This window comes from Haloferax sp. ATCC BAA-644 (assembly GCF_000336975.1).
GTDB classification, from domain to species: domain Archaea; phylum Halobacteriota; class Halobacteria; order Halobacteriales; family Haloferacaceae; genus Haloferax; species Haloferax volcanii.
The window spans coordinates 581,266-598,562 of record NZ_AOLF01000013.1 but is presented as its reverse complement, the minus strand read 5'-3'; the positions used below and the strand labels follow the sequence as shown (position 1 = coordinate 598,562).

The following is a 17,297-nucleotide window of genomic DNA, read 5'->3' as shown; positions in this document are numbered from 1 at the left end:
CAACTGCCTTTGAAGCGCTCCGGACGGCCGATTTCAGTGTTTCGTGTTCTCATTCCACACGGCGGCTGTCGGTAGTGGTCGGTTTTTAGGCGTGCGCCGGATACCGTCAGCCACGGAACGTTCCACGCCATGCGCCTCGAAGACAGAATCACCAGGCGGCGTCGACGCGGCGGGAAGAGACGGCGGCTCGTCCGAGACCTGAGCGCGCTCGACCCGACGGCTCATCCCCGAGAGCCGACCGGCCGCGGTCCGACGCTCGAACGCATTCTCGACCATCTCGACCCGGTGTTCGACGGCGAGTTGCCGCCCGTCGCTCACGTCCACGGGCCGAAGGGCGTCGGGAAGTCGGCGGTCGTCGCGGCGCTGTTCGAGCACCTCGCCAGCGCCCTCCCCGCCAGACGGTCGGTCATCCACACCGCGACGCGGACCGCCGCCACGCCGACGACCTCGTTCGCCTACGTCGACGCTCGGGACGCTCCGACCGAGTTCGCGCTCCTTCACGCGGCGCTCGAAACGCTCTCGAAGGAGTCGGTGCCCTCGCAGGGCGTCGGCGTCGAGGCGCTCCGCGAGCGGCTCACGGCGCGGGTCGCCCACGACGAACACGCGGTCGTCGCCGTCGACCACGTCGGCGAGCCGGAGACCGTTTCCGCGGCGACGGCGGTCGAGACGCTCTCGTCGGTGTCGCCGCACGTCTCGGTGCTCACCGTCGGCCGCGACCCGCGGAGCGACGCGACCGACGCCGGTGATGACGACGACGTAACCGACGCGACCGACGCGACCGACGCGACCGACGCGGCGTCCATCGCCGTCTCGGCCTACGAGCGCCACAGCCTCGTCGATATCCTCGTCGCGCGTGCGTCGGACGGCGTCGCCCGCAACGCGCTCCCGCACGAGGCGACGCGCGAGGTGGCCGAGTGGGCCGACGGCGACGCCCACGACGCGCTGTCGGCGCTCTACGGGGCGGCGACGCTCGCCGCGGCCGACGGTGCGGACACAATCGACACCGAGTACGTCTGCGCCGGTATCGACGCCGTGCCCGACGACGGCTGTTCGCTCGGCCGCGTGTTCGCGCTCCCCGAGAGCCGCCGGCGCGTCCTCCGGGCGTTCGTCGCGCTCGACGACGAGGAGGCGGCCTCGGTCTCGACGGCAACCGAGCACATCGCCGCGTCGCCGCGGGTGTCGCTGTCGCCGGCGACCGTCCGGCGCGTCCTCTACGAGCTTTCGGACCTCGGCATCGTGCGCCGGGTTTCGGACTCCGACTCCACCGACGGCCCGGGCAGACCGGCGACGCGACCCGTCCCGAACTTCTCGACGCTGGCGTTCCGCGGGCTGGACGACGCCGAGCGCTGAGGCGTCGGCGCTCGCCGCCGCGAGTTCGCCGGCGGCGTCGAGAGCGCAGGCCGCGGCGCGGTTCTCCCCGACCGCTGAACCTTTTTCCCCCGTCGCCCAACTCCGGGTATGGTTCCGCCGCTCGTACTCGACATCGACGGGACGCTCACCGACGCGGACGGACATCTCGACCCCCGCGCGTTCGAGGTGCTCCCGGCGTGGGACGCGCCCGTCATCCTCGCCACCGGCAAGGCGTTTCCGTACCCGGTCTCGCTGTGTCACTATCTCGGCCTCCCGCAGACCGTCATCGCGGAGAACGGCGGGGTCGTCCTCGCAGACGGCGAGGTGACGTTCACCGGCGACCGCGAGGCCGCGCAGGCCGCCGCCGACGAGTTCGTCGCCCGCGGCGGCGACCTCGGCTGGGACGCCGCGGACACCGCGAACCGCTGGCGCGAGACCGAAATCATCGCCCGTCTCGACGCCGACGAGGCGCTCCTCCGGGCAGTCGCAGACGAGTTCGACGTCGAAGTCATCGACACCGGCTTCGCCTACCACATCAAGACGCCGGGAGTCGAGAAGGGCGTCGGCCTCGAACGCGTCTGCGAGACGATGGACTACGACCCGGTGGACTTCGTCGCCGTCGGCGACAGCGTCAACGACGCCTCGACGTTCCGGGTCGCCGGGCGGTCGTACGCCGTCGCCAACGCGGACGACGTAGCCACGGAGGCCGCCGACACGGTGCTCGACCAGTCGTACATGGACGGCACGCTCTCGGTGCTCGACTCGCTCCGAGAAGAAGACGCGGCGTAGCCGCCGACTGCGCGCGCCGCTCGTCGGCGTCTCAGGCCGGTTCCTCGAAGGGAGCGAAGCGGCCGTTGATGTCCCACTCGTGGATGCAGTAGGGGCTTCCGACCCGTTTCTCGCCGTCCGTCTCGGCGACGAGCCACGTCGCGGCGTCGTCGTCCCAGCGTTCCACCCGACCGCAGCGCTCGCAGGCGCGTCGCGTCGGCCGTCGAAGTTGGGGTTCCATACCTGTGAGACCGACTGCCGGGCAAAAAAGCCCATCGTCGTCGGCAGTTTCGCGGGCGGTCGCTCGGACCCGCGCCGACCCGCGCCGACCCGCACTGACCCGCACTGACCCGCTCCGGCCCGACCCGGTGGCGGACTGACTCACCGGCGGCTATGCACGAGACAAACACGACTCGGGGAGGAACCGATGGGACTTACGGCTCGGGACGCGGAGTGAATCGCATGGGCTTTCACACCTTCGACGCCGACAGGGCGGCGAAACTGGACGACCCCGCGAGATTCCGGTTCGTCTCGCGGGAGGAACTGCTCTCGCACCTCGGCGTCGCGCCCGAACGCGTCGTCGCCGACCTCGGAAGCGGCACCGGTTTTTTCACCGACGAGGTCGCCCCGCACGTCGGCACGCTCTACGCAGTCGACGTGCAGGCGGTCATGCACGACTACTACCGCGAGAAGGGCGCGCCCGACAACGTCGAGTTCGTCACGGCCGACGTGGCGTCGCTCCCGTTCGACGACGACCGCCTCGACGCCGCCTTCTCGACGATGACCTACCACGAGTTCGCCACCGACGAGGCGCTCGCTGAACTCGCTCGCGTCGTCCGTCCCGGCGGCACCGTGGTCGTGGTCGACTGGTCCACATCCGGCTCGGGCGAAGACGGCCCGCCGCGAGACGAGCGATTCGGCCTCGGCGACGCCGTCTCCGCGCTCGAAGCGGCCGGCTTCACCGTCACCCACGGCGAGACCCGACGCGAGACGTTCGTCTGCGTCGCCCGGCGCTGACGCGAACGAACCTGTGAAGTGACCTCCGTTGGAATTGAACAGTGCGCCGTGCAGAAGTTGATTCGATTCTCGTTCGAGTGCCCATGCTGGCGTAGAATATTAATATCCTAGAGTAATTTGGTGAATACCAGGACAACGCTTACCACAAAATCCATGGTATAATATGACATGGTATTACATAACTCAGTAATCGACGACTATCACCCGACCGAGGGGTATTACGAGTGTCGTTCCTGTCGGACTCGGACCGTCAGCGCGAGCCACCTGTCGGAGTGTCCCGACTGCGGCGGGTCGGTTCGAAACATCGCTGTCGCCCGCGAGTGAGGCGCGAGTCGCGCGATTCCGCACGTCATCGATTCGGACGACCGACTTCCTTCTCACGGGGCGTCGGAGCACCCCGCTTCGACGCGCCGCACCGATGCGCGCTCACGACTCGATGACGTCCGTGTACCGGTCGACGAGTAGGACGACCGCCGCGCCGACGACCGCGGCCACGGCGAACGCGGCGTAGAGCTCCGTCGTCCACGACCGTCCGGCGTCGACGAGCGCGGCGGTGCTCTCCACCACGGGCGCGCGGAGCGCGCCGACGATGAGACTCACGAGGAACGCGAGCGTCGCCCGCCTGTAATGTTCGAGCGCCCAGCGGACGACGTGCGCGATGCTGAACAGGCCGACGACGGCTCCGACCATGAACGTGACGACGACCGTCCCCGGTTCGACGACGACCGACAGCGGTGCGCCGCCGGCGACGTCGAGAAGGCTGTCGATGAACGCGTTGAGCGCCGCGTTCATGTACTCGTACTGCCCGAGAATCAACAGGATGAGCGACCCGGAGACGCCGGGGAGAATCATCGCGCTGACGGCGATGCCGCCGGCGACCGCAATCGCGGGCAGCGAGTGTCCGAACGCGCCGCCGCTCCCGCCGGAGGCGACGAACGCGAGGCCGAACCCGGCGACGGCCGCCGCGATTTGACGCGGGCCGTCGAGCGACACTTGGGCGTACAGCACGACCGCCGACGCGGCGATGAGTCCGAAGAAAAAGCCGTAGGTGGGCACCGGCGCGTCGTTGAGCGCGATGTGGAGCACGCGCATCACGGTCACGATTGCGGTGGCGATACCCGCGCCGAGGGCGAGCAGGAAGCCGATGTCGACTTCGCGCATCGCCGCGACCGCGTCGGCCCGGCGTCCGGGGACGACGACGCCGAGGGCGCGCTTGATTCGGCCGGGTGTGATGGCCGTCACCGCGCTGATGAGTCGCTCGTAGATACCGGTGATAAGCGCGATTGTGCCACCCGAGACGCCCGGCACGGCATCGGCGGCACCCATGCAGACGCCTTTCAGGTAGATGAGAAGCCACGAGAGCCGGGGAGTGTCCCCGTCTGAGTTCCTCGCCATTTCGTTGTCGGACCCTCTCTCGGGGAGGATATCAGTCCACCGCTACGTGATTCCGGCTGTTCCCTCAGTGAACTACGGGACTCGGAAAGAATCAAACCACCTGGCATTCACAACTCTACCAATGGAGCTCAGTATCATCGGGAGTGGGTACGTCGGCACGACTATCGCGGCGTGCTTCGCTGAACTCGGACACGACGTCGTCAACGTGGACATCGACGAAGACATCGTCGCCTCACTCAACGCTGGGCAGGCCCCGATTCACGAGCCCGGACTGGCCGACCTCGTCGAACGGTACGCGGGAGACCGACTCCGAGCGACGACCGACTACGACGAGATTCTCGACACGGACGCGACGTTCCTCGCCCTGCCGACTCCGTCGAACGACGACGGCAGTATCGACCTCGGCGCGATGAAAGCCGCAGCGACCTCGCTCGGTGAGACGCTGGCTCGGAAAGACGATTCGCACCTCGTCGTCACCAAGAGCACGGTCGTTCCGAGGACGACGGTCGACGTCATCGGGCCGCGAATCGAAGAGGCCTCGGGGAAACGCGTCGGCGACGGGTTCGATATCGCGATGAACCCCGAGTTCCTCCGCGAAGGCACCGCCGTCGACGACTTCCTTTCGCCGGACAAAATCGTTCTCGGCGCGCAGACCGACCGGGCGTACGAGACGCTAGCCGAGATTTTCGCCCCGCTCGTCGAACGCGCCGGGAACCCGCCCGTCGTCAAGACCGGCATCAGCGAAGCCGAGATGATAAAGTACGCTAACAACGCCTTCCTCGCGTCGAAGATTAGCCTCGCCAACGACCTCGCGAACATCTGCAAGGAGTTCGGCGTCGACTCCGCGGAAGTGTTGGAGAGCATCGGCCTCGACTCCCGTATCGGGTCGGCGTTCCTCGGTGCGGGTCTCGGCTGGGGCGGGTCGTGTTTCCCGAAGGACACGACCGCCATCATCGCCGCCGCCCGCGCTCAAGGCTACGAACCGCGCCTCTTGCAGGCCGCCGTCGACGTCAACGACGGCCAACCGGAGCGTATGCTCGACCTCCTCCGCGAGCGATTCGACCTCAACGGCAAGCGCGTCGCCGTGCTCGGACTCGCGTTCAAGCCCGGCACCGACGACATCCGGAAATCCCGAGCGATGTTACTCATTCAGGCGCTCCTCGACGCAGGGGCCGACGTCGTCGGCTACGACCCCGTCGCCACCGGGAACATGCGGGAGCGGTTCCCCGATATCGAGTACGCGGACTCGGCCGCGGACGCGCTCGCAGACGCCGACGCGGCGCTCGTCGCGACCGACTGGGACGAGTTCGCGGCGCTCGACGACGAGTTCGACGCCATGCGCTCGCCCGTCGTCATCGACGGTCGTCGCATCGTCACTCGACGCGAGGGCATCGACTACGAATCGCTCGTGTAAGGGGATTTCACGTCGCTCGTCCGAATCTCACTCACGGATCGCTCGTCTGCGTCGGCCCCGCGGATCGCTCCCGAGCGGATTCTTCGGTACACTCCGTCCGATAGCCGCTGGCTAGTTCGAAAAGCGGTGACCGATGTCGCAGAAGACGCGAAAAAAGCGTCGTTCGTCGCCGTTCGTTTCGTTACGAGGCGACCGTGACGGCGCCCGGCGCCGAGACCGAGGCCGACGCCGACTCGTTCGTCTGCGAGTCGTCGGACGTGCTGTCCTCGGACGAGCCATCCTCGGACGAGGAGTCGCCGGGCAGGTCGAGTTCCTGTTCGTTCCGTTCGAGGGTGACCTGCACGGTACCGTCTTCGGCACCGTTGACGAGGCCCTCGTCGACGGCGACGTTCTCCGCCTGGTAGCTGACGATGGTGCTGTTCCCGGTGACCGAGGTCGGCCCGGTGAACGCGTAGCCGCCCGCCGCGCGAACGCTGACGTTCGTGTAGCCGTTGTCCGGGCCGTACTCGTCGTAGCCGGTCGTGGAGTACGGGAGCGTCATCGTGAACTCACCGTCGGCGTCGGTCTGCGCCTGCTGCGTGTAGGTGAAGTTCGTGCCAGTTGTCAGGTCGCGCATCTGGACGCGCGCGGTCACCGTCGTGTTGGCCGGGGCACCGCTGCCGTCGACCGTCGCGCCGGGAACGCGCTCGAACGTCTTGACCCACGCGGGGTTGTTGGGGACGAGCGCCTGCGGCTGGAGGCCGTAGGTGTTGCCCTCGCTGATGAGCGACCGCTGGTAGGACCCCGAGCGGAGCGCCGAGCTGTTCGAGGACTTCACGAGGCGGTAGTGTTCGAGGGCGGACACGCGCTCCTCGGGGAACGTGCCGATACCGCCGATCTGGGAGGTCGGGTCGTTCGCGACGTACTCCTCCGCGGCGCTCATGTTGTCGAACGTCCTGACCGCCTGCCCGTCCGAGGGCGTCACTCTGAACGTGGTCGAGCCGTCGGCGGACGTACGTTCTTCCCAGTCGACGACGATTGGCGACGCCTCGCGGGCGCTGCCGTGGTACGCGTAGAGCCGGATCATCAGGCTCTCGTAGTACCGCTGGTCCTTGAGGCTCGACGCGGCGGCGACAGTCGTTTGCTCGCCCTGTTCTTGCAGGCGGAACATCGGATTGTAGAAGTCCGACCTGGAGATGTTCGACTCGTCGTAGAAGACGGTCGGCGCGCTGAACTTCGCGTCGGTCGAAGCCATCTGCCAGTCGACCATGACGTAGCGGGTCTGGTCGCCTTCGCCGTCGTCACCCATCGAGGTGAGAACCGACTCAGCCTGCTGTTCGTCTTCGGCGAGGAGGTAGTTCGCTGCCTCGGTGGCACCTCCTTGGAACGGGTTCGCGTTCGGGATGCGCTCGCCGAGGACGGTAATCCAGTGACCGTAGTCCCACCAAGACATGACGCCGTACGAACCGTCCGGATAGTCGAAGTCGTCCGTGTACTCGTACGTCCCGTAGTACTCCATCCGGTTCGATTCGCCGCCGAGCTCACCTTCTGCGGGTGTGTTGTTCTGCATCCAGGTGAGGCTCCCGTCCCACTGAGTGACCGTTCCTGGACCGGTCTGGGACGCTTGCATGGCGGTCTGAGACACGCCGCCGTTGCCGAGTTGAATCGGGATGATGAGAACGGGCGTGAGGATGAGGAGGACGGCAATCACGACTGCTGCGACCTGCCCATACGAGATGTCGTCGAAGCGCTCGACGTTCGCGAGGCCGATGAAGTCGATTCCGAGGGCCTCTCGGAGGAGGTAGGCGTTCATCACCGCGACGACCACCGCGAGGTAGTAGTTGAAACGAACCTGCGTGAACGCTGCCGACGTGATGATGGCTGCCCACACGAGGACGAACAGACGTTCGCTCTCGTAGTCGGCTTGCATCACTGCGCCCACGATGAGTGCGGTGACGATGGTGAGGCTAACGAGCGACGATTCGACGCCCAGGGCACTGCCGATTCCTGCTGGAAGCGCCGGTATCAAGAAGAGTACTCCGATGAGGGCGAGACTCCCGATAGCGTATCCGATCTTCCGTGAGTTTCCACCCTTGACAAGCGGTTTCGCGACGAGCCACACTGCCGCGAGAGCACCTGTGAAGAAGGTGAAGCCGTATTCGGACATGATACGGCCGACAGCAGTCTGACCGTTCGACTGGAGTACGTTTGCTGCGAGGAACGGCTGGGCTTCACTGATGGTTCGGGTCGCAGCGCCGGCGCTGAACCCAACCGTACGGAGGAAGTTGCGTGCAATCGAATCGAAAACACTCGGAAGGACGAGAGAAAACAGCACTATCCCGACAAGCATGGTTCCGCCAACCACCGCAGGATAGTATCGCTCGTCGACGTCGTTCGATTCCCACCACCGGGCGAGTGCGGCGAGGAACACAGCACCGAGGGCGACGCCGAGTGAGAACAGTGGCTGCAAGAAGCCGAAGTCGGTCACCCCGAATCCCGGTTCCTCGATTGGGATGAACATCAGTAAGCCGGTGACCGTCATCGAGATGGCACCGACGAACGCAGTGTGTTCGGGCGACCGACCGCGGACGTAGTCGGAAGCCATCTTCAGGACCAAAAAGAGACCAAAGATACCGACGAGAAGGATTCCCGGTGGCCACGACCACATGTAGATGGCCGTTGCGACACCGGCGAGAACGGACCACTTCAGGGGTTCACGGAGCGCATCGAGGTCGCGTGCCGCAACGAGTTCCCAGACGGGTTTCTCTCTGTCGGCAACCGTGAGGGCGATCATGATCGCGAGGACGGCAAAGCCCATGAAGAACGGTTCTACGATATTGTGATCTGCAAACCCAACGAGCCCACGTTGGAGGAACGCTCCTGGGAGAAGCATCAGAATGACCGCACCGAAGAGCCCACCGAGACGGCCACCGAGACGCTTCCCAATAAGGTAGGTTGGGATAACGGTTAACGCACCGAAGACGGCCGGAGCGACCAAGAGCGCCTTGGCTACGAGGTCTGATGACGGGCTTCCCAGACCGACGACGAGCGCCGCGGTCGCGACGAGTTGGTCGTAAATTGTCCCGAACTGACCTGCGGTCCGGCCGAACGGGAATTCGGTCCACGGATCGAACGGCATCGTCGCGGGCCAGTTCCGGACGGTGTATTCCACCTGGCGAAGATGATACCAGGCGTCGTTTCCTGAGAAGAACACTGTGCCCTCCCGAATGAATGCGTCATAACTGCGGAGGCGTATCCACAGCATGACGAGAATAATCGTCGAGAGGACCGGTATGTGATACCAGTCGCGAGCGAGATCCGCTATGGAGGGCGAATACTTTGTTTGCTCGTCACTCATTGTGACCAACAACCGCCAAGCCGTTCATAAGCCTTGTGATAGTCTGTGTCGGTAGAAATAGCTAGTTACAAATCGAAGGACAATGCTTATTCGGGACTCCTCGGTAACTCCGACTTATGAAAGTCTCCGTCGTGGTCTGTACGTACTCGATGGAACGGTACGAGTCATTCTCCGAGACCGTCGAGAGTGTCCTCGCACAGACCTACGAACCCCTCGAACTCGTCATCGTTGTCGATGGGAACGAAGAGGTGTTCGACCGCGTGCAAGACGACTTCGGTGACATCGACGGCGTCGTTCTGCACTGTAACGACGAGAACCGCGGTATCTCGTACAGTCGGACCAAAGGTGCTGAGCTCGGAACCGGCGACGTCGTCGCGATGATTGATGACGACGCAACGGCAGAACCCGATTGGATCGAGACACTCGTCGAAACCTATGAAAACAATCCGGATGCGGTCGCTGTCGGCGGTACCGTCGTCCCCGACTGGGTCGCTCGCAAACCGGATTTCTTTCCAGAAGAGTTCTACTGGCTCGTCGGGTGTGACGAACGTGGGTTCGGCGAGCACATGGAGGAGGTTCGGAACACCTACGGCTCGAACATCTCCTTCAAGCGCGACGTTTTTCTCGAAGTGGGCGGCTACGACACGAACACCGGTCGAAAAGGTGACAAACACGTCCAGGCACACGAAGCACCCGTCTGCATTCGTATCTACGAGCAGACGGGCGAGCGCGTCATCTATAACAAACAGGCGCGCGTGAATCACAAACTCTTCGAATATCGAACTGAGTTTGACTGGCTCGTCTTTCGTTCGTTCTGGCAGGGCTACTCGAAGCGCGTGATGGACTTGTTGTATCCACAAGCGTCAGATGATAAAAACGCGTATCTGAAGGACTTGATGCTCGTCTACGTTGTTGACCGGCTCAAGAATCTCGTCAAAGACCCGTCGCTGGCGCAGGTCCAACAATTGATTGCTATCTTCGTTTTCACTGCGGCGGTTGGATTTGGATACGTCTACGGTTTGTTGACGCCGAACCTCGTGGAGAAGACGAATAGTTAGTTGGCGTTTCAGCGGGTGTTCCCGCGAACGTATCGGACGTACTCACGATAATACCCGAGGGCGCGAACTCCAGTCATCACTACCGAGAGTACGCCGAAGAGCAGTCGCTCGAAATCGAGACCGGCCGGCTCCTCATCGGGCGACTTCACGCCACTCGGACGTGGCGGAATCCCGGGACGGCCGAACCGCTCGGCATAGTACTCTTGCCGCTGGCACAAGCCGCGGCCGACGCGAAGCTCTTTTTTCACCAGCGACGAGAACGAATCTCGAACTGGGTGGTACAGTGTCGCCGCCGGTGCAAACGCTTGCCTGTACCCGGCGTTTGCGACTCGACTGCCGAACTCCGAGTCACCGCCCGAAACGAGACGCTCGTCGAACGGGCCGACATCGTCGACGACCTCCCGACTGACGAGTAGCCCGCACGTCGGAGCGTACTGCTGCTGACGAATATACTGCGCTATGGGAAAGGCGGTCTGTGCGTCAAACCTTGCTGCTAACGTGTCTTCCCCATCGATAACCAGTTTGACGTTGCACCCGACGTACGCTGCCTCACCCATCGCGTCAACCGCCGTTTCAAGCCACGAATCGTCCATGGACATGTCGGCGTCGACGAACGCAAATATCTCCCCCGTCGCCTGTTCTATGCCAGCGTTTCGGGCGGCGTACGACCCCTGGATATCGTCTTCGACGACGAGTGTAACGTTCTCGTGCTCGCGTTCGAACTGACGAATCACGTCACGCGTCTCGTCTGTCGACCCGTTGTCGATGGGGAGTATGTTTACTCTCTCCGTCGGGTACGTCTGTTTGGTCAGCGCAGTCAGTGTGTCACGTATTCCTGCGGGGTCGTTATAAACTGGAACGATTACAGAGACACAAGGAAACGGAGAATCAGCCATTGAAATCTGGTTTACTCCCACTAATAAAAAGCACACGTGATTAGCGGTCTACTCGGTCGCCTGTGTCGTTTCCTCTTGTAGTCGTTGTTCTGCTTCGTCACGATCTTCTGGGTAGCCGATATCCAGCCGCCACCCGTCGATACGAATCGCGTCGATAGTTCGCCCAGAGCGGATGAGAAGGTCGATTGCCTCACTAATTTCGTACTCGCCACGGTTCGATGGTTGGACGAGATGACAAGCATGGAAGATAGCCGGCGTGAACGTGTAGAACCCGGTCATCACGAGATTCGACGGCGGTTCTTCGGGCTTCTCGATGACTTCTGTGATTTCACCGTAATCGTTGGTTACACAGACACCGTAACGGGAAGCTTCGTCCCAGTCGACTTCTTCGACGAGGAAGGCGGCGTCCGCCCGATCCTCCCGCTGTCGCTTGACGACATCGCTGAGGTTGGCGTTGAAGATGTTGTCGCCAAGCATCAACATGAAGTCCTCGTCAATGTGGTCTTCGACGGTGAGGAGGGCGTGTGCTAGACCTTTCTGCTCACGTTGATGCGCGTAGGTAATGGGGACGCCGCGATATTCGTCGTCGTAGTGTTGAATGATGATCTCCTTCTTGTAGCCGACAACGACGACAAGTTTCTCCGCACCGAGGTCGACGAGTTGGTCAAAGCAGTGGGTGAGAATCGGTTTTCCGTCGACCTCCACCATTCCTTTCGGCTTGTCTTCGGTGAGTGGTCGAAGACGGGTCCCTTTACCGGCGGCGAGGACAACAGCTTGCATAGTAAGAGAGTCATCGAGGCCAAGCATATAAAATGGGTTGGATATAAGGGCTTATGATAGGCTTTGAGTTTAACGTCTCCTTTGCGATAGTTGTCTACTCCACACCGGTTGTTTACAAGATATATATAGTGACTCTGAGTTGGTGTCCTGTGGTTATCAAGGAACCCTCAATTTTCCACACTTTTTCTCTGTGAATGACTGTTCTGTCAGAGTCATCCATTCAAGTTCCATTCCACTAAGTCTGTAATGACATGTCGAGGGGATTGTTGATGTAAAGAACAATTCTTCTATCTTATCTGGACCATATCTGGATTTGACATTGTATTGCTCACCTGGGGGTGATCCACCTATTGTGTATTCTGTGTATCCAGACAAATGAGCAAACTGTTGAATCCCACTTTCGAGAATGGCTTGATCAGGGTTATCCCCTGAGTAAGAGTATGGATTCGTAATGACGCCAACGCCACCCAAGGTCACCACCTGCCAAATCAACATGCAAACGACAACCGCTGTTACTATCGAATTAATTCTCTCAGACTCATACTTGGTTGATAGTTTCTCGAATACAAATCCAATACCTATCGAAACTAGAATGATCCCAAGAAATAAATCGTCTGCACCATCGTAATCCAAGATGAATATCTGGATACAGAACCACAGCAAAAGCCCTACGACCCACCATCTTTCTCGAATGTCGTCTAGAAAGCCTAGTAATACCCCAGCCATTCCAAGAAGTGCTATCGGGATCATTAATTTTAGATGAGTGACGCCTTTTACCAACCGGTATAAGAATGATTGTGTCTCACCTGCATACAACGGGGCAATTATCACTTCAACAGTCATTGCAACTATCCCGCCCTGTAGATAGATTGGGAGAAGAGAAAAGAAAGTAATAATTGTGGCTCCAAACACATATTTAAAAATCAACTCTTTGCTTTTTTGCCGTGAGATAATTCCGAATGATATAATTGGGAAGATAATCGCAAATTGCCACATGCCTGCTGACGCTACTGCGGCGGCCCCAGATAGTATTGGTTTCGGTTTTCTGGAAAGATAGATACTTCCTAGCCCGAAAAGAAAAACAAAATATTTTGGTTCATACCCAAAGACTGGTGAATAATGAATAACTGGAAATGTAATAAAAACAATGCCGCTAAGCAGACCCGCGAACTGATTCCCCGTGATTTCTGAAGTGATGTGGGAGATTAAATATGTTAGCAAAATCCCTGCTACTATTGTACTTACGACGGATAGAGTGTGCTGAAGATGCGGATCGCCATTAGATATATAGGCAATTATCGTCGCAAGTTCGAGTGTCAGTGGTGGTTTTGGATCCCATGCATCAATGTAATATCTCTTTCCACTGAAAACCATCCATCCAATATGCTGAAACATTGCCGTATCTGGTGAGGTGATTGGCCAATTCCCATTGAGAACCACACGTACAACAGAAATAAGATAGACAACGGTAGAGACGATCGGGGCAGTCAATGAATTTTGACTGAGTGCTGCTTTTGATAATCGTTTCATCATACTTGGCCCTCTATTAGCAACATAGAATAACTCTGCTGTTTCTCCTGTTACTTGATTCCTGCACTGCGAACTGCGAGCACGCTCAACAGACGAGTGCTAACTCAGGTGATTAACTAGATCTCTGCTAGAAACTATAATTTATCAATTGCAAAGTCACAACTACTCTATGGCCAAATTAGCACGCGCTTCTGCGCTGCAGTTCGGGGCCAACGTTACGCAGACATTCGTTGGAGCAATTATCACAATCTACGTGATTAATGAACTCAGCGTTGGTGCATTCGGAGTTTTTGCGCTCTCTGCAGCTTTGGTGAAATGGGCGTCTATCCCGGCTGTTGGTATCCGTGGTGCGGTAATAACACGAATGAACGAAAGTGACGACATTTCCCCAAGCGAGTATTTCACCACCGCGTCTGTCCTCACGGGCGCAATCATACTAATTGGACTTCTCGCCCTTTTGGGTTACTCTCCCTTCGTTGAACAGTACCTCGATTACAGTGGTACACAACTGGTGGGTGGTATGTTCGCCTCGAACGTTTCGTTCCGGCTAGTCTTGGGAGGGCTTCGGGGTGAGAACCGAGTCGAGATGTCAAGTCTCTACGAAGCTCTTTGGGGAATCCTATCTTCACTTGTGAAGTTGGCTCTTGTCTACACAGGCGTGGGTGTAGATGCGCTTTTCTATGGAGAGATTACTTCTAGCATTGTCATCGGTATCTTTGGTGTATATTCACTCAATCTTTCATTTGTGTCTCCAACACGGAGTGCTGCAATAAGCCTCTATGCCTGGGCACGGTATGGATGGTTAGATAATTTGAAACGGATGTCATATTCTTGGTTAGATACCATAATCCTCGGCTTTTTTGTCTCAACATCGTTGGTCGGTATCTACGAAGTAGCATGGCGAATCTCGGCATTATTCGTTCTCCTCCCAACAGCTATTAGCAAATCGACATTCCCAACAATTAGTTCTCTAAGAGACACTGACAAATTAAATAAAGTTCGTCGGATTCTCAACCGTGGGCTTTCAGTGGCTGGTGTACTTGCCATTCCTGGATTAGTGGGTTCAGTTCTTGTAGGAGGTGACATCCTTGCATTGTATGGTCCGTCAGTCTCCTCAGTTGGTGTTGCTGTATCTGTGTTAGTATTCCTCTCCGTCGTACGGCTTGTTGAGTGCTACGAGACGCTCGTAATGCAAGCACTCAATGCGTTAGATCTACCTGACAGAACGTTTAGAATAGGAGTTATCTTCATCACGACTAATATTATACTTAACGTATCGTTAATACCGATGTTCGGTGTGATTGGCGCGGCTATCGCTACCCTTCTTTCAATGACTCTAGGTAGCATACTCGCTGTCCGTGCACTACCGAAGGCCGTTCAAACACTGCCCCCAGTATCTGCTGTCGGAAGCCAGTTTGTGAGTGCGGGAGCGATGGCTGTTGTACTCTTCACAATTCTCAACTACCGGCCAATTGGTCAACCGATAGAAGTTGTCCTGTACGTCCTTGCTGGAGCCACTACGTACGGCCTTGTCCTTCTTAGCCTCTCGTCAAACTTTCGAGAACGGGTTCAACAGTTGCTATCTGAAAGTCTCGGTTGAGGTATGACTAGGTCGCAAGTACTTTCGCTTGGGATACTATCACCTACTACTAATGACTTCAACTCTACCGTTTGTATCTGTCATCGTTCCAGTCTATAATGAGGCTGAAAACATTCGAAAATGCCTCAATGCGGTAACATCACAGACGTACCCCAAGTCAAAGTATGAAGTACTCGTCGTAGATAATGGATCACAGGACGGTACGAAAGAGATCGCTCGTCAGTTTAGCACTGCTTACGACAATCTCGAAATTCTGATTGAGGATGAACAACAAGGATCTTATGCTGCCCGAAATACTGGTATTGAGCATTCTAACGGCGCTATTCTTGCTTTTTTAGATGGGGATTGCTCTCCACACCAACAGTGGCTTGAACGCGGCGTGTCTACAATCTCCAGTACAGGAGTAGACCTCGTTGGAGGTAACGTGGAATTCACGTATCCAAATGGAGGAACCGCAGCTGAGCGGTACGACTCGTTTACTAATATGCAAATGGAAGAGAGTATATCTAAACGAAACGTGGCGAAGACGGTAAATCTCTTTGTTAGACAGGATGTCGTTGAGGACGTTGGTCCGTTTCCAAACCACCTTATCTCTGGTGGTGATGTCCACTGGACGAAGAGAGCTACAGACGCAGGGTATTCATTAACTTTCGCACACGACGCGATTGGTTGTCATCCTGCTCGACCGTTCGGAGAACTGTTGAAGAAGCAATTCAGAGTTGGCAAAGGGCAGATACAGGTGTGGATGTTAGACAGAATCTCTCTGAGGCGAGTATTCGCGTTGGCATTGTGGATTCTCGTTGGCTTTCTCCCGAAACCTCCACACTATCTCTCCCAAGATTTACGACGGACTGGACAGACAGTGACGAAGGCAATGTTCGTCAGAATACTTGTGGTTGCGTGGTGTTGTCGGCTCGCAGAGAATGCTGGCCGTCTTTCTTATATCCTAAGATCGGAGGAACAATGACCTCTCTTTCTGATATTCTTGTCTCTAGTGCAGAGGCCGGACTCTCACTCCAGCGATCAGATGGTTCAATGCCGGCAGGACACAACGGCCCGTACCATGACCCTGAAACACCTGTTCGAAACACGTCTCACTGGTTAGTAACATTTCTGAAGGTACACGAACTTACGGATGAAAATAGATTTAGACAAGCTGCTTCAGATGCGGTTTCTTATCTATTGAGTGAAGAGGCGCGACCACATGGCCATACGTTTGAACACAGACAAAACGATACGAAGGACCGATGCAATGGCCTGATGGGACAGGCATGGTCACTGGAGGCCCTCGCGCTTGCAGCTAGAGAACTTGACAACGAACGTGCTGCTGCTGTCGCCGCAGATGTGTTCTTATCACACCCATTCTGTGATAAGCTCAAATTGTGGCAACGCGTTGACACTGATGGGACAATATTAGGTTTTGATCGTACGTTCAACCATCAACTTTGGTTTGCGGCCTCTGGAGGACTTGTTGCACATACTGCTCCCCGGGAAGTTTCTCAACGTGTTCGTGACTTTTTAGATAGTCTTCCTTCAACTATCGATCTATATGAAAACGGACTGATCAGGCATCCTCTTCGACCATCTATGGATCTGAGCGAACTCGCTGAGTCAGTGACTCACGACGTCCACCGTAGTATGGTTCGAAACCATCTCCTTCACTATCTCCGACCACCCAGAAGCAAACGACGTCTGAGAAACAAAGCTGAGGGCTACCATTCATTTAATCTCTATGCTCTTGCAATACTCGCAAGAGAATTTCCGTCTCATTCGGTCTGGAGTACTGACCTGCTCTCGGACATCCTTGAGTATACTCTCTCCGATGAGTTTCGAGAAGCGACTACGGATAACAAGTTCTCGCATCCATACAATCCTCCTGGTTTCGAAGTGCCTGCGGCAATGGAGACATTTAGCGTGGGTTCATATGAAGAACGAGAAATGTGGGTGAATGAACAGATACAGCACTCTTTTGACCCCAAAGCCGGCTTGCTAACGAGAGGAACTGATGATAAACAGACGCATGCTGCACGGTTATACGAAGCAACCCGATTAGATGACTACGAGATATATCTTGACTAACAACAAAGAAGACGAACTATTGACAAATGACTCGCAGATTTAATATTTGAGGATGTACGACAGGTATACAGAC

The 17,297-nt window shown here is 58.0% G+C and carries 15 protein-coding genes; 9 read left to right on the top strand and 6 right to left on the bottom strand.

Annotation, left to right across the window (positions count from 1 at the left end; translation table 11 throughout):
- The first annotated feature begins 129 nt into the window (after nt 1-129).
- Both C458_RS06820 and C458_RS06815 read left to right on the top strand, forming a co-directional pair.
- Complete coding sequence (locus C458_RS06820) at nt 130-1,350, top strand: Cdc6/Cdc18 family protein (RefSeq protein ID WP_008574301.1); 1,221 nt, start codon at nt 130-132, stop codon at nt 1,348-1,350.
- Between the two features lie 108 nt (nt 1,351-1,458).
- Entirely contained in the window at nt 1,459-2,139 is a 681-nt protein-coding gene (locus C458_RS06815; protein ID WP_008574299.1) for a phosphoglycolate phosphatase, read from the top strand.
- A 31-nt stretch (nt 2,140-2,170) separates the two neighbouring features.
- Here C458_RS06815 and C458_RS06810 read toward each other — a convergent pair whose 3' ends face one another.
- The gene (locus C458_RS06810; protein ID WP_013035288.1) at nt 2,171-2,359 is read right to left on the bottom strand and encodes an HEWD family protein; all 189 of its coding nucleotides are present in this window, start codon (nt 2,357-2,359) and stop codon (nt 2,171-2,173) included.
- Between the two features lie 221 nt (nt 2,360-2,580).
- Between C458_RS06810 and C458_RS06805 the strand changes: the two genes are divergently transcribed.
- Nucleotides 2,581-3,135, top strand: a complete 555-nt coding sequence (locus C458_RS06805; RefSeq protein ID WP_008574296.1) for a class I SAM-dependent methyltransferase — start codon at nt 2,581-2,583, stop codon at nt 3,133-3,135.
- 168 nt (nt 3,136-3,303) lie between these two features.
- Nucleotides 3,304-3,459 carry a rubrerythrin-like domain-containing protein gene (locus C458_RS18055; protein ID WP_004041411.1) on the top strand — a complete coding sequence of 52 codons (156 nt, stop codon included), beginning with the start codon at nt 3,304-3,306 and terminating at the stop codon, nt 3,457-3,459.
- A gap of 102 nt (nt 3,460-3,561) precedes the next feature.
- Here C458_RS18055 and C458_RS06800 read toward each other — a convergent pair whose 3' ends face one another.
- Complete coding sequence (locus tag C458_RS06800; protein WP_008574294.1) at nt 3,562-4,530, bottom strand: DUF368 domain-containing protein; 969 nt, start codon at nt 4,528-4,530, stop codon at nt 3,562-3,564.
- Nucleotides 4,531-4,651: 121 nt separating this feature from the next.
- Between C458_RS06800 and aglM the strand changes: the two genes are divergently transcribed.
- Nucleotides 4,652-5,944: a UDP-glucose 6-dehydrogenase AglM gene (gene aglM, locus C458_RS06795; RefSeq protein ID WP_008574292.1), complete on the top strand. Its 1,293-nt coding sequence runs from the start codon at nt 4,652-4,654 to the stop codon at nt 5,942-5,944.
- A 181-nt stretch (nt 5,945-6,125) separates the two neighbouring features.
- Here the strand turns inward: aglM and C458_RS06790 are convergent, their stop codons facing one another.
- Complete coding sequence (locus C458_RS06790; protein ID WP_081603260.1) at nt 6,126-9,281, bottom strand: oligosaccharyl transferase, archaeosortase A system-associated; 3,156 nt, start codon at nt 9,279-9,281, stop codon at nt 6,126-6,128.
- Nucleotides 9,282-9,397: 116 nt separating this feature from the next.
- Between C458_RS06790 and aglG the strand changes: the two genes are divergently transcribed.
- Nucleotides 9,398-10,339, top strand: coding sequence for a glucosyl-dolichyl phosphate glucuronosyltransferase (gene aglG, locus C458_RS06785; protein WP_008574290.1), 942 nt, complete (start codon nt 9,398-9,400; stop codon nt 10,337-10,339).
- 8 nt (nt 10,340-10,347) lie between these two features.
- On the opposite strand, the gene aglI is transcribed toward aglG, so the two are convergent.
- The 3 genes from aglI to C458_RS06770 form a co-directional block, all read right to left on the bottom strand.
- The gene (gene aglI, locus C458_RS06780) at nt 10,348-11,235 is read right to left on the bottom strand and encodes a glycosyltransferase AglI (protein WP_049896966.1); all 888 of its coding nucleotides are present in this window, start codon (nt 11,233-11,235) and stop codon (nt 10,348-10,350) included.
- Nucleotides 11,236-11,283: 48 nt separating this feature from the next.
- Nucleotides 11,284-12,015, bottom strand: a complete 732-nt coding sequence (aglF, locus tag C458_RS06775) for a UTP--glucose-1-phosphate uridylyltransferase AglF (RefSeq protein ID WP_008574288.1) — start codon at nt 12,013-12,015, stop codon at nt 11,284-11,286.
- Between the two features lie 156 nt (nt 12,016-12,171).
- A complete protein-coding gene (locus C458_RS06770) occupies nt 12,172-13,548 on the bottom strand; it encodes a DolP-mannose mannosyltransferase (protein ID WP_239638769.1) in 1,377 nt (458 codons plus the stop codon).
- Between the two features lie 166 nt (nt 13,549-13,714).
- Between C458_RS06770 and C458_RS06765 the strand changes: the two genes are divergently transcribed.
- The 3 genes from C458_RS06765 to aglQ are packed head-to-tail and all read left to right on the top strand — an operon-like array spanning nt 13,715 to nt 17,224.
- Nucleotides 13,715-15,145, top strand: a complete 1,431-nt coding sequence (locus C458_RS06765; protein WP_008574286.1) for a polysaccharide biosynthesis C-terminal domain-containing protein — start codon at nt 13,715-13,717, stop codon at nt 15,143-15,145.
- 52 nt (nt 15,146-15,197) lie between these two features.
- Entirely contained in the window at nt 15,198-16,112 is a 915-nt protein-coding gene (locus tag C458_RS06760; protein WP_008574285.1) for a glycosyltransferase family 2 protein, read from the top strand.
- Nucleotides 16,109-17,224, top strand: a complete 1,116-nt coding sequence (gene aglQ, locus C458_RS06755; RefSeq protein ID WP_008574284.1) for a glycoprotein pentasaccharide biosynthesis putative isomerase AglQ — start codon at nt 16,109-16,111, stop codon at nt 17,222-17,224. The genes C458_RS06760 and aglQ overlap by 4 nt, the downstream gene beginning before the upstream one ends.
- Nucleotides 17,225-17,297 lie beyond the last annotated feature (73 nt).